At 39.3% G+C, this 13276-nt stretch carries 11 protein-coding genes; 6 read left to right on the plus strand and 5 right to left on the minus strand.

Translation table 11 applies throughout. The features are described 5' to 3' along the window. Positions 1–20 precede the first annotated feature (20 nt). From ACY650_RS10555 to ACY650_RS10565, 3 genes are read left to right on the plus strand one after another with little or no spacing between them, the layout of a single operon-like run. On the plus strand, positions 21–2159 hold the full coding sequence (locus tag ACY650_RS10555) for a WG repeat-containing protein (protein ID WP_462247336.1): 2139 nt from the start codon (positions 21–23) through the stop codon (positions 2157–2159). A gap of 57 nt (positions 2160–2216) precedes the next feature. Then, a complete protein-coding gene (locus tag ACY650_RS10560) occupies positions 2217–4175 on the plus strand; it encodes a PAS domain-containing protein (protein WP_462247337.1) in 1959 nt (652 codons plus the stop codon). Then, positions 4168–4536, plus strand: a complete 369-nt coding sequence (locus ACY650_RS10565) for a response regulator (RefSeq protein WP_462247339.1) — start codon at positions 4168–4170, stop codon at positions 4534–4536. The genes ACY650_RS10560 and ACY650_RS10565 overlap by 8 nt, the downstream gene beginning before the upstream one ends. Here ACY650_RS10565 and ACY650_RS10570 read toward each other — a convergent pair. Continuing rightward, positions 4533–5135 carry a ribonuclease HII gene (locus ACY650_RS10570; protein ID WP_462247340.1) on the minus strand — a complete coding sequence of 201 codons (603 nt, stop codon included), beginning with the start codon at positions 5133–5135 and terminating at the stop codon, positions 4533–4535. The two genes, ACY650_RS10565 and ACY650_RS10570, sit on opposite strands and share 4 nt — an antisense overlap. A gap of 138 nt (positions 5136–5273) precedes the next feature. Between ACY650_RS10570 and ACY650_RS10575 the strand changes: the two genes are divergently transcribed. Beyond that, complete coding sequence (locus ACY650_RS10575; protein ID WP_462247341.1) at positions 5274–7622, plus strand: TonB-dependent receptor; 2349 nt, start codon at positions 5274–5276, stop codon at positions 7620–7622. A gap of 89 nt (positions 7623–7711) precedes the next feature. Beyond that, positions 7712–8365 carry a peptide-methionine (S)-S-oxide reductase MsrA gene (gene msrA / locus ACY650_RS10580; RefSeq protein WP_462247343.1) on the plus strand — a complete coding sequence of 218 codons (654 nt, stop codon included), beginning with the start codon at positions 7712–7714 and terminating at the stop codon, positions 8363–8365. Positions 8366–8379: 14 nt separating this feature from the next. On the opposite strand, the gene ACY650_RS10585 is transcribed toward msrA, so the two are convergent. Further along, entirely contained in the window at positions 8380–8919 is a 540-nt protein-coding gene (locus ACY650_RS10585) for an AAA family ATPase (RefSeq protein WP_462247345.1), read from the minus strand. Continuing rightward, positions 8909–9517 (minus strand): nicotinamide riboside transporter PnuC, encoded by a 609-nt coding sequence (pnuC, locus tag ACY650_RS10590; protein ID WP_462247347.1) that lies wholly within the window; start codon positions 9515–9517, stop codon positions 8909–8911. Before pnuC ends, ACY650_RS10585 begins: the two co-directional genes overlap by 11 nt. Before the next feature lie 180 nt (positions 9518–9697). Here pnuC and guaB point away from each other — a divergent pair, with 180 nt between their 5' ends. Continuing rightward, complete coding sequence (guaB, locus tag ACY650_RS10595; RefSeq protein ID WP_462247349.1) at positions 9698–11167, plus strand: IMP dehydrogenase; 1470 nt, start codon at positions 9698–9700, stop codon at positions 11165–11167. A 59-nt stretch (positions 11168–11226) separates the two neighbouring features. Here the strand turns inward: guaB and ACY650_RS10600 are convergent, their stop codons facing one another. Both ACY650_RS10600 and ACY650_RS10605 read right to left on the minus strand, forming a co-directional pair. Then, positions 11227–11883, minus strand: coding sequence for a phosphatidylserine decarboxylase family protein (locus ACY650_RS10600; RefSeq protein ID WP_462247351.1), 657 nt, complete (start codon positions 11881–11883; stop codon positions 11227–11229). A 74-nt stretch (positions 11884–11957) separates the two neighbouring features. Next, positions 11958–13232, minus strand: a complete 1275-nt coding sequence (locus ACY650_RS10605; RefSeq protein ID WP_462247353.1) for a Glu/Leu/Phe/Val family dehydrogenase — start codon at positions 13230–13232, stop codon at positions 11958–11960. Positions 13233–13276: the final 44 nt, after the last annotated feature.

Genomic DNA, 13276 nt, shown 5'->3' on the forward strand with positions numbered 1-13276 from the left:
TTATATTTGCTCGCGGGAATATGCGAAACCTCATTTTTACACTATTTTTTCTTATCTCATTTGTTGCAAATGCAGATCAATTCACCGTTTTTGAAAAAGACGGATACTTTGGTATCAAAGATGAAACTGGTAATGTTACAGTGCCTGCTGTATACGAAAAATTAGGATGGTCTGATGGCTCCAGTAAGGTGTTTAATGGTGTTATTGGATACAAAAGAGATAATCTCTGGGGGCTGATTACAGTTAGAAATAAATCCCTGACAGGCCAAAAATTTTACACCATTGTTCCTATCTCGGCTAACTATTTTAAAGCATCAATTAAGGGACGATTTAGTAACAGACTATTTCATGGCATTCTGGATGAAAAAGGAAAGACCATCATTAGCTTCAATTACTTTTCTATCGACCCACTGGGTGCTAATTGGTTGGTAAGCGATTTTGATGGGATCAGGCAACAGTTTGGAGTAGCTTCGTTTGAAAATAAACTAGTAATTCCAACTAAATATGTTGGTGTTGTCGAGGAGAATAGCTTGTTGGTTGCAAGTCAAGGCGGAGGTAAAATTGATATTTATCGACCAACTGGTAAGCAACTACAGCTTGATGTCGACTCACTTAGCTATAATGACGGCTGGATTTTATATAGAGATGGTTACGCAGGGTCCCTTGATAATTCTGGAGCTGTTGTTTATGATTTTGAATACAAAGACATCAAGTTTGATGGTTCTGAATTAAGAGCACACGCTTTTCCAAAATGGTCGATTTATAAAAAAGACGAGCTGCTTTTAGAATGGCGATGTGACTCCATAGCTGTAGGAGAAAATGGATGGCTTATTGCCTATTTAAATGGAGCACATCATTTGCTTCTAGAGAACGAAACGCTTTTAAACAATCATGAGCTTATTCTTAAAGAAGTCTCAGGAAGTCAAATGATTGTCCAGAATTCAAAAACCAGAATGTGGCAAATTCTTGATGAAAAAGGCATGCAGGTCATCGGTGGTTATGACTCGATACATAGCATAGGTGGTCACTATGGTTGTCTTGATGATAAAGGATGGCATTTAGTCAATAATGAGGGAGACAAGGAAAATAGACTACCACTACAGGATTTAAGACAAGGTGCCAAAGGACAATTTCTAGTTAAAAGGAATGGGCATTGGGGTATTTTAAATATCAGTGAGAAAGGCATGGTTACCTATAAGTACGATAGCATTTTTCCTTCAGGGAAAGATTACATCGTATCGTACCTGAATAGATGGGGTGTTCTAAATTCTGAGCAAACTTGGGTGATTCGATCTGAATACAATGAGATAATACCTATGGGGAAGCTTTTATTTGGAAGGAGAGGACTAGGATATTCAGTCCATAATCAAGAAAATTTTCTGTATAAGACCATTTCTAAACCGGTATCCGAATTGGATTCTTATATTTTAATGCAAGGCGATAGTGCCAAGTACGGGTTGCTCAATTCTTTCGGAGAGCAAATAGTTATGCCTGAATATGATACTATAAGGCTATGGTCAGGACACTTAGAATTAATGAAGGATGGATATGTTGTGTTGATAAATGAAACGGGCAAAAAAATACTGAAGCCAGAAGAATTTTATCAAGAAGTGAAAGGCTTTGATGAAGACTACTTTGTGGTAAAAAAGGAAGGAAGATATGGGTTTGTGGACTTACAAGGAAGATTAAGAATTAGCAATCGATACGATAACGCCAGACCCTTTCATGAAGGCTTGGCACCAATAAAACTGAGAGGTAAATGGGGTTTTATAAATAAGGAGGAGCAAATTAAAATTCAACCCTATTATCAACATGTGACGGCATTTAAGGATGGAAGAGCTATTGTTAAATTGGGTGATAAGTATGGTCTTATTGATGAAAATGGGAATGAGGTTTTAGAACTAAACTGGAAATCAATTCTCAGATTAGAAACTGGTAGTTATCTTGTGCAAGATATTGATGAACGATATGGGTTAGTTGATGCAAGCGGAGGTTTTATTTTCAGACCTTCTTTCGATAATCTTGAAGACTTTGGAGACAAGGTTTTAGTATCTAAAAATGGAGCTATGGGCATCTTGAATTATGCCAGACATCCAATTTTTAAGGTTAGTTATGAGGAAGTTAGGGTAAATGGAGATTTTACGATGATAAAGGAGTAATCTTCGATTACCGATTAAAATAATTTACGATAACCAACTAATTTCGCGCCGCGAACTATGAATTTTAATCAACTTCTGGAGTCAGTAAACCAGAATATATCTGAAGCAGTCTTTCGAAGCGATAAAGATGGGCTGATTTACGTCAACAATGCTTTCGTAAAAATTTTTGGATTTTCTTCAGAAGATGAAGTCAAGTCGCGCAACATATCAAATATGTATAAAGATCCTATGGATCGATCGCGGTTGATTAAAAAATTGAAAGATGATCAATCGTACGAGAATGAAGAGGTAGTTTTTAAAAGAAAAGATAATACCGAGTTTGTTGGACTGGTGAGTACGATAATGCATAAAGATGAAAGTGGGAACGTCTTCTGGGATGGAGCTATTCGAGACGTTACAAAAGAGAAAGAATTTCTAGACAGAATACGTCACAGGGAGCAGCTGCTAGAAAGTATCAATAGAAATATAAATGAGGCCATCTATCGAAGCGAAAACAAGATGGGAATCATTTATGCCAATGATGAGTTTGCCAAGATGTTTGGGTATGCTTCTATTCAGGAAGTAATGGAACTCGACCCTTCCGACCTTTATAAAAACCCAGCTCAAAGAGCCGATGTTGGCGAAGAAGTGATCAATAAAGGATCCATCGAAAACAAAGAAGTTGAATTTAGGCGTAAGGATGGAAGTACATTTTGGGGTTTGCTCAATTCAATAAAAGTTACTGGAGTTGATGGGAAGGTATATTTTGATGGCGCCATCAGAAATGTAAGTAAAGAAAAAGAGGCTGAGCAATCATTGATCAAGCATGCAGAAATGCAGCGTATCCTTATCAACCTCTCTACCAAGTACATTGATCTACCTCTAGCTGAAGTTGAGCAAGCCATAAACGATTCTCTAAAAGAATTGGGAGAATTTGTTGGCGCTGACCGATGCTATGTCTTTGATTTTGACATGGAGAAAGGCCTCTGTAATAATACCTTCGAATGGTGTGGCAAGGGGGTCGAGCCTGAAATTCATAACAATCAAAATCTACCATTGGATATGATGCCTGAGTTGGTAGAAGCCCATCTAAAAGGAAAGCCACTCATTGTAGATGATGTTAGAAATGTAAGTAGGGCTGATTTCAAAGAGCTTCTAGAAAGTCAGAACATTAAAAGTCTGATGACAATGCCGATGATCCATGGGAAGGAATGTGTTGGCTTCGTTGGCTTCGATAGAGTAAAAAGACATCATCAGGCGTCAGAAAAAGAAGTAATTCTACTTGAGCTCTTTTCCGAAATGTTGGTAAACATCAGAATCAGGACTCAAAATGAGCGTGAGCTTCACAAGCTTTTTAGTAAGACGATAGAACAAAATCAGCGTCTAAAAGATTTTTCATACATCACCTCTCACAATTTTAGGTCTTCGGTTGCAAATTTGGTGGGTCTGCTTGCAATCATTGAGGATGATCCTGGCAACAAACAGTATTTTGAAATGCTTAAAGCCACAGCGTTGAAATTGAATTTAGCTATAGATGCAATTAACGATCTTCTAAATTTTGAAAAAGATATTTCTAAACTGGATAAAAAGGAGATTAACCTAAGAGAAGTAATTGGTGATATCATCATTTTGAACAAAAAATCGGCCTTAGATAAGCAAATAGAATTAGAATTAGATGTACCCGAAGATCTCACTTTAAGGATCTTGCCAGCCTACCTTCAAAGTATTCTGCACAACTTAATCACCAATGCAATGAAGTATGGTGTGACTAAGGATCGACGAAAAATAAAAATTTGTGCAAAAAAAGAATCAAAAGAAGTACTTTTAACGGTGGCAGACCAAGGCAGGGGAATAGATCTGGAGCGTTACGGAGGAAAGATGTTTCAACTTGGGTCAAGGTTTCATGCTGATGAAGAGAGTGGGCACGGCATGGGACTCTATATGACTAAGCAACAAGTTGAAGCAATAAATGGTCGCATTGAAGTAGAAAGCGAATTAAACAAAGGGACCAAGTTCAAGGTATTTTTTAATGCATGATCTAAACAAAATATTGTTGGTTGATGACGACCCTATTTTTCTGACTTTGGCAGAATTAGCCATAAAGAAAGAAAGTGATAAGGTTGAAATCTTTAAAGCGATGAATGGAGAAGAAGCCATCAATTTTCTGAAAGGTCAAAGTGTTGACATTATCTTCTTGGATTTGAATATGCCTGTTATGAATGGTTGGGAGTTTTTAGATGCTCTTCCACAAATCGAAAACTGGGGTAAGCAGGTTTACGTTTTAACTTCTTCGATTGATCCTTCAGATCAACGCAAAGCCGATGAAAATCCTTTGGTCACTTCCATGTTAGAAAAGCCACTTGACAAGGATAAAATTTCTTCTACTTTAAGAGCCTAATCAGGAAACAATTCCAGTTGACTTGGTAAGAGCTGAAAGCTCATTCTGTGATGAGGTGTAGATCCCATCTCCTTTAACCCATCTCTATGTGCCCGGGTAGGATATCCTACGTTTGTTTCCCATCCATAGGCTGGGAATTTAACTGCCAATTCTCTCATCAAATCATCTCGATATGTCTTTGCTAAGATTGATGCAGCGGCAATAGAAAGAAACTTACCATCACCTTTGATGATACATTCAAATGGAATTTCATTTTTACTGATAAATCGGTTTCCGTCAATAAGTAATAACTCTGGACTGACCTTTAATTTATCAACAGCTCTATCCATGGCGAGGTAGCTTGCATTGAGAATGTTTATATCATCAATCTCTCCTGGAGAAGCCACACCTATACCCCAAGCGATTGCATCTTTAATGATGTCACTTTTAACTTCCAATCGCTGTTTTTCAGTAAGCTGCTTTGAATCGTTTAATACCTTATGCTTGTATTTTTTTGGCAAAATGACCGCCGCAGCTACAACAGGTCCAGCCAGACATCCTCGACCAGCTTCATCGCATCCGGCCTCTATTTTGTCTTTCTGAAAATGGGATTTTAGCATCGCCCAAAATTAGGAAATTGACTGATATTATCACTTTGTCTAGGCATACCTAATGTTTATATAAAAACGTATAATGATTGGAAGCCATTCAAAAGATCTGCTGTCAATGAATCAGGCTTAATCACTGAAAACTAAAAAATGAAAAGGACTAAACTTGGAATAGCATTGCTATTCCTTACTGCTATTGTTTTTGCACAATCACTTACGCAAACGGTAAAAGGACAAATTAGAGACGAACAATCTGGATCTCCAATCATTGGTGCTACGGTAATGATTGTAGGAATGGACCCACCTATGGGTGCTATCACAGATGTAGAGGGATTCTATAAGATTGAGAAAGTTCCCATTGGAAGACAAACTATTGGAATCTCATATCTCGGGTATGAATCAATAACAATTCCAGACATCTTGGTTGGCGCTGGAAAAGAAGTGGTGATGAACGCAAAGCTCATAGAATCATTGCAGCAGCTTGAGGAAGTTGTGGTCACTGCGGGTAATGAAGAAGTTGGTCAACCAAGAAATGAGTTGGCAACAGTCTCTGCAATCTCGCTAGGAATGGATGAAATAAGCAGATTCCCGGCGACATTCAATGACCCAGCGAGAGCAGCACTGACTTATGCAGGAGTACAAACTGGAGGTGACGATCTATTAAATGAAATTGTAATTAGAGGGAATTCCCCAAAAGGAATTTTATGGAGATTAGAAGGGGTGGAGATACCCAACCCCAATCATTTCACCTCTATCGGGTCTTCTGCCGGAGGTATTAGCATGCTGAGCAATAATATGCTGGCAAATTCGGATTTTTTCACAGGCGCGTTCCCAGCTCAGTATGGAAACGCAACTTCAGGAATCTTTGATCTCCAACTAAGACAAGGAAATTTTGAAAATCATGAACATGCCATACAAGCCGGATTGCTTGGTATTGCGGCTGCGTCAGAAGGGCCAATATCAAAGAGTGGCAGATCTTCCTATCTGATAAACTATCGATATTCGACATTGGCATTGCTTACGGAACTTGGATTAGACATACTTGGCGAACAGGAGGACATTGCTTTTCAGGACCTTTCTTACAAAGTGAGAATTCCAACTAAGAAATTTGGGTCATTTTCAATTTGGGGATTAGGTGGCAGAAATACCTATCGTTTTCTTCCGAACGAGTCTAACGGTGAGTGGGAAAATGATACAGAAGAACAAAATACTGGAATTGCTGGAGTTACAAATGTTTACTACCTAAGCGATGATTCGTATTTTGAAACCATCATATCCGGATCAATCAATCAATTGATCAATAATTATGATTCTTTAGATGTAAGGCTTTTGGAAAACAGTGATTTCTCTGAAAATCAAGTAAGAATTTCGACTTACTATAATCACAAATTTTCAGCGAGGCATACGCTTAGGGTGGGAACCATATTTAGCCGTCTGGGATACAATCTTTCAAATACTTATTGGGATAGATCTGAAAGGAGATACATTACTCCGCTGGATGAAGATGATCATGCGGGGTTTTATCAAGCATTCGGAAACTGGCAGTTTAGGCTCAATGAAAAGTTAACCATTAATACGGGGGCACATTTTTCTCATTTCGCATTAAATGGAAGAAATTATATCGAACCTAGGCTTGGTTTCAAATGGGACCGAGGTAATCATATAATCTCCGGTGGTGTAGGTGTTCACAGTCGTATGGAGACGATAGCGCTCTACACGGCCAGGCAGTACAACGAGGACGGTTCTTTTGTTCAAAACAACAAAGACCTGGGGTTTACACAAGCATTCCATTCAGCTCTTGGCTATGAAAAGATGATAAAACCGAAGCTACGTTTCAAAGCCGAGGTTTACTATCAACATCTTTTCAATGTTCCAGTTTGGCCAAATGACACTACTTCCGATTTTAGTTTATTGACCTTTTCAACACTCAACACATTTGATGGATATACACCTGATGAGCTAGCAAATGATGGAACGGGTAAAAACTATGGATTGGAATTAACATTGGAAAAGTTTCTCTCTAAAGGGTTTTACATGCTAACTACAGCATCCATCTATAAATCAAAATATACCGGTTCGGATGGCATTGAAAGAAGTACTCAATTTGATGGGGGATACATTTACAACTTTCTTACAGGCAAAGAATTTAAAGTCGGTAAGAGTGGAAATAACACCATTAGTATCAACGGTAAATTCATATTTGCAGGTGGAAAGCGTCAAGCACCGATAAACGTATCAAGGTCTATCAACGAAGGAACAACCGTTTTTGACTACAGTAGAAACTATGAACTCAAGCTCGATGGTTATTTCAGAATGGATTTTGGGATCAGTTACAGGAAAAATAGAAGAAAAACCACTTCTGTCATTTCGTTGGATATTCAAAACTTAACACAACGTTCCAACGAGTTTTTCAGATTTTATTCAGTAAGTCAAAGAAGATTTATTTCGGATAGTCAGGTTAGTTTTTTCCCTAATCTCAGTTATCGAATAGAATTTTAAAACAGTTGAATTGTAATAGCGGTTACATTAACGCAGATTGACAAATCTTGAAGGCTTAGTCTGTCGTAAATTGATCAAAAAAATAAGAGATGAAATTTTTAGCACTCATTGCAGGTATTTTTCTATTTAGCTGCCAGACACAGGGAAATGAAAGTAAGAAAGCTACAGATGAACCTAGTGAAAAGCCAGTTTTAATCGAGATTGACTATCAAAATCTTGATACTGCCACTTTTGCTGGAGGTTGCTTTTGGTGTGTAGAAGCTTCTTTCGAACAAATTCAAGGAGTTGCCGAGGCGGTTTCTGGATATTCTGGAGGTTCTAAGTCAACGGCAGATTATCGTCTGGTAAGTTCAGGTCGAACTGGCCATGCGGAAGCGGTACAAGTGTATTACGATCCTTCAATTATTACATACGAAACATTATTGGAGATTTTCTTCACGGCGCACGACCCTACACAATTGGACCGTCAAGGACCTGATGTAGGACCTCAATACAGATCTGAAATATTCTATCATGATGATGAGCAAAAGCAATTAGCCATCGCTAAGATGGAAGAACTAGCATCGGATTTTTCTAAGCCTATTGTAACCAAACTAAGCAAGCTAGAAGCATTCTATGATGCAGAAGACTATCATCAAGACTATGAAGAAAAGCATCCTAACAATGGTTACATTGTAAATGTATCTAGGCCTAAAATTGAAAAAGTGGCCAAGAAGTTTAAGAATCTTCTGAAGCCTAACTAAAGAATTTTGCCGGACTAGTCTCCGGCATTTTTTTTATCCTTGAAAAATTCCTCGATGGCGTCAACGGCACATGCTTTGCGCTCCCCTTCTATCCCAGAAACAATTGCATATGGGAGATTATTTTCTTCAAGGTAAGATTTGAAAACGTCGAAAAAATGTTTTCTCATTTGTGGGTGCTCACGCTGTGGATCTGGTGTCCAAGGAATATCTATGTTATTCAATAGGTAAAAATCATAGGATCTGCTTTGGAGATCTTCTTCAACCCAAGGGTCTGTATTCCCATATTTATGGTCACTCCATATTTTAATGACAATGAGATTGGTATCACAAATAAGGTATTTATTGGCATATTCAGCTTTTTCGTCTTCCCATGACAATTGACCTTCAGCAATGGACTTAAGATCATGCTGCTCATAATCTCGATCCAATCTATCAAGGTAAAATCGCGCATACTCAGGTACCCATTCTGTGTCATAATGCCTGGCCAAGTGCTGGCATAGCTCACTTTTGCCAGTAGACTCTGGCCCTAATACAACAATTCGTCTAGGCTGCACTTAATGTCATTTTACGCTTCCAGGAAAGCCAACCCATTATGGCAATGTATGTGAATACAAGGAATTGGAAACTTGTGAAAGGCAACCCTTTATAGATGTATAATGGAATGGAAATAAGATCACATGCAATCCAGAAAAGCCAGTGCTCAATTTTCTTCAGTGCCATCAAATACATTCCCGTAATCGCTAAACCAGTGGTGATAGAATCTACCAATGGGACCGTGCTATCTGTGAATTTGATCAACATGATGTAAATAAAAATGGTCGCCATTACAAAGGTGCTCACATTTATAAAATGACCAGTTTTGGTACTTTTTGTTATTGGAATTTGACTGGCACCTAATTCTTTGGTGTTTTTCCAGTTCCACCATCCATATACACTCATTAGAAAGTAATAGGCATTTATTCCTGTTTCAGCATATAGGCCATACTGATAGGTGAGGAATACAAAAATGACCACACTGATGATTCCAAAAGGATAAACCAGGATCTTTTCTTGCTTACTAAACCAGACACTCAATATTCCACTTACTACAGCGATGAATTCGAGGCCGCTTGTCTCCAGCAATTGATTATAAAATGAATTCCAAATTTCCATGTCAGTCGATTGAAATGAGGCCAACAGGACTGGAACGGTTTTTTTGTTGTCAAGTCAATTAGCCAGGATGAACATTGTGTTCATCCATTTTGTAAAAATATGTCTTGTGATAGTACTTATTCTAAGTAACCGACATAATTTTGCACGGCAAATAATCATAACAGTTCAGTATTATTTGCCATGACGACAAACGAAAAATTCCTTTTTGAAGCACTTACATACGATGATGTGCTTCTCCTCCCTGGTTATTCCGAAGTACTTCCCCGTGACACTGACACTTCTGCTCAGATCACTAGAAATATCCGTCTAAACATTCCTTTGGTTTCCGCTGCAATGGACACCGTAACTGAAGCCAAACTTGCTATTGCAATGGCATTGGAGGGTGGTATTGGTATCATCCATAAGAATATGACTATCGATCAGCAGGCGGCACAAGTACGAAAGGTAAAACGATCTCAAAGCGGGATGATCTTAGATCCTGTCACTTTGCATATCGATGCGACGGTGAGTGATGCAGAGGCTATTATGAAAGAAAATAAGATCGGTGGAATTCCAGTTGTTGACAAGGATAATAAGCTCATAGGTATCGTTACTAACCGCGATCTTCGATTTGAAAAGAAATTGAAAAAGCCGGTAAAAGATATTATGACCAAGGAGAATTTAGTAACTGCTACCGCAGAGGTCGGGTTAACGGAAGCTGAAGCAATTCTTCAGGAGCATAAAATTGAAAAACTACCGATCGTCGATAAGGATGGTAAGTTAACTGGGCTGATTACTTATAAGGACATTCTTAAAAACAAGGACAGGCCAAATGCATGCAAAGATGAGTATGGCAGGTTGAGAGTAGGAGCAGCGGTTGGGGTTACTCCTGACATTGAAGATCGAATTGCTTCTTTAGTTAAAGCCGGTGTAGACTTGGTTTCAATCGATACCGCTCACGGTCATTCCAAGGGTGTAATTGATACCGCTAAGAGAATTAAGAAAGCGTTCCCAGACGTAGATACAATCGTTGGTAACATTGCTACAGCCGAGGCTGCAAAAGCATTGGTAGAAGCAGGAGCAGATGCAGTAAAAGTTGGAGTAGGACCTGGTAGTATTTGTACTACACGCGTGATTGCAGGTGTAGGTATGCCACAACTTTCAGCAGTATATGAATCTGCTCAGGCGATTAAAGGTTCTGGTGTACCAATCGTAGCGGATGGTGGAATCAGATTCTCAGGGGATGTTGTTAAAGCAATTGCTGGAGGTGGAAACACAGTAATGATTGGTTCATTGTTAGCAGGAACCGAAGAAGCCCCAGGAGAGGTGATTCTATACGAAGGAAGGAAGTTTAAATCTTATCGTGGGATGGGATCTGTAGAAGCAATGGAAGAAGGATCTAAAGATCGATATTTCCAAGATGCTGAAGACGACATTAAAAAATTGGTACCAGAAGGTATCGTTGGACGAGTGCCATTCAAGGGAATGGTTCAGGAAGTACTTTATCAAATGGTCGGAGGGCTTAAGGCTGGAATGGGATATTGCGGTGCAGGAAACATTGAAGAGCTCCACAAAGCCAAATTTGTGAAGATTTCTGCTGCAGGATACGCAGAGAGCCACCCACACGATATTCATATTACAAGAGAGGCTCCGAATTATAGTAGGAAGTAAGAATATAATTTAGTTGATAAGTAGATTATTTCTTTTTGGAATGATCTACCTATCACTATTTAGCTTAACTCTGCAATCTCAGTTTCTCCACCTAACGTCAAATCTCCGATTTTCACTTTGATGTCTGCATCTAGTGGTAGAAATAAATCTACACGACTGCCAAATCTAATGAAGCCAACAGAGGTACCTTGCTCCATGGGATCTCCTACTTTTGGGTAGAAGGCAATTCTTCTAGCAACAGCTCCCGCAATCTGACGCATGAGGATGTTTACACCATTCTCGGTTTTAAAACCAATAGAAGTTCGCTCATTATCCGTACTTGATTTAGGATGCCAGGCTACTAAAAATTTACCGGGATGATATTGGAAGAAATCTACACTACCTTTTACCGGACTTCTGTTTACATGAACATTTAGTGGCGACATAAAAATCGAAACTTGTATGCGATCGTCTTTGTGATACTCGCCCTCATAGACCCGTTCTATAACAACTACTTTCCCTTCAGCTGGTGCATATACAATACCTTCTTTCGGAGGCGTAACCACATTTGGATTTCTGAAGAATCGAATCACAAGGATCATAAAGATGATTGCTATTGCAGCAATGATCATTTGGATGATAAAAATTGGTATCAGCCAATACAGCAATGCATACAGTCCACCTGTAAGTACTGCCATTAATGGAATCATCTTTATGCCTTCCTTATGTATCCTCATTCGGTTTGGTTTAGGTTAAGTATGTGCAATATGCACGCTAGTATTTCAATATAGCTATGACCACCGCATTACGGTTAAAAGCCACCACGATATTTATATGTTTTCGCCACCTTGTCTATTGCTACAATGTAAGCAGCAATACGCATACTCACTCCGTATTCTTCTGAGGTAGCGTACACCTTGTCAAAAGCAGTCTTCATGATACGATCGGATCGTCTGCTTACACGCTCACGCGTCCATCCGTATCCAAGTCTGTTTTGCACCCACTCAAAGTAAGAAACTGTAACACCACCAGCGTTGGCAAGAATATCCGGTACTGCCAGTATTCCTTTTTCGTTGAGAATGGCATCAGCTTTGGCCGAAGTAGGACCGTTCGCCCCCTCTACAATCATTTTAGCTTTGATCTTATCCGCATTCTTTTGAGTGATTACATCTTCTATTGCTGCAGGAACTAGCACATCTACTTCAAGCAATAGCAGCTCTTCAGGATCAATTTTTTCAGCGCCAGAATAGCCTTCGAGACTGCCATTATTTCCATCTCTATATTCCATTGCTTTCTTAATGTTGATGCCTTCTTTATTGTAGTAGGCACCCGAAAGATCACTGACAGCTACGATATTGACACCTCTTTCTTCAAGCAATTGAGCGGCCCATGATCCAACATTTCCGAAACCTTGGATTGCGCACGTTGCCTTAAAAGGATTAATTTTTTGTTTTTCCATGGCAGCTAAGGCCGAGATCATCACACCACGACCAGTTGCCTCGGTACGACCCAATGAACCTCCAAGTACAAGTGGCTTACCAGTCACTACAGAGTTTACAGTCATTCCTTGATTTCTTGAATACTGGTCCATCATCCAAGCCATTTCTCGAGGGCCTGTGCCCATATCTGGAGCTGGGATATCGCGATCCTTACCAAAGACGTCATGCATAGCTTGAGTAAAAGCTCTAGTTAGGCGTTCTACTTCTCCAGCTGACATTTCACGAGGATTACATTTGATTCCTCCTTTTGCACCACCATAAGGGATATCTACAACGGCACATTTCCAAGTCATCCAAGCAGCAAGTGCCTTGACTTCATCAATGTTAACGTCCATATCGTAGCGTACACCACCTTTGGACGGACCTAGAATCGTCGAGTGTATTACTCGATATCCTTCGAATACTTTGATCGAGCCATTGTCCATAGTTACTGGCAATGAAACGATTACCTGCTTAGCAGGAGTTTTTAAAACATCATAGACTTCCTGATCAAGGCCGAGGTGTTCGGCAGCAATCTCGAAGCGTGACATCATGGACTCAAATGGATTGTCTCTGTCCTTTATTGGCGCGGGTTCTATATATGCCATAGGAAAAAAGTAAAATGTAGGGGTATGTTGTTATTTAGCCCGCA

Origin of the sequence: Ekhidna sp. (genome assembly GCF_963691765.1) — a bacterium.
GTDB lineage: Bacteria > Bacteroidota > Bacteroidia > Cytophagales > Cyclobacteriaceae > Ekhidna.

What these genes read in the sequence shown, in the direction of transcription:
- ACY650_RS10570 (WP_462247340.1), bottom strand. Translation starts at nt 5,135, where the DNA reads ATGCTAAAATCCCATTTTCAGAAAGACAAAATAGAGGCCGGATGCGAT.
- ACY650_RS10600 (WP_462247351.1), bottom strand. Translation starts at nt 11,883, where the DNA reads ATGAGGATACATAAGGAAGGCATAAAGATGATTCCATTAATGGCAGTA.
- pnuC (WP_462247347.1), bottom strand. Translation starts at nt 9,517, where the DNA reads ATGGAAATTTGGAATTCATTTTATAATCAATTGCTGGAGACAAGCGGC.
- ACY650_RS10605 (WP_462247353.1), bottom strand. Translation starts at nt 13,232, where the DNA reads ATGGCATATATAGAACCCGCGCCAATAAAGGACAGAGACAATCCATTT.
- ACY650_RS10575 (WP_462247341.1), top strand. Translation starts at nt 5,274, where the DNA reads ATGAAAAGGACTAAACTTGGAATAGCATTGCTATTCCTTACTGCTATT.
- ACY650_RS10555 (WP_462247336.1), top strand. Translation starts at nt 21, where the DNA reads ATGCGAAACCTCATTTTTACACTATTTTTTCTTATCTCATTTGTTGCA.
- msrA (WP_462247343.1), top strand. Translation starts at nt 7,712, where the DNA reads ATGAAATTTTTAGCACTCATTGCAGGTATTTTTCTATTTAGCTGCCAG.
- ACY650_RS10565 (WP_462247339.1), top strand. Translation starts at nt 4,168, where the DNA reads ATGCATGATCTAAACAAAATATTGTTGGTTGATGACGACCCTATTTTT.
- guaB (WP_462247349.1), top strand. Translation starts at nt 9,698, where the DNA reads ATGACGACAAACGAAAAATTCCTTTTTGAAGCACTTACATACGATGAT.
- ACY650_RS10560 (WP_462247337.1), top strand. Translation starts at nt 2,217, where the DNA reads ATGAATTTTAATCAACTTCTGGAGTCAGTAAACCAGAATATATCTGAA.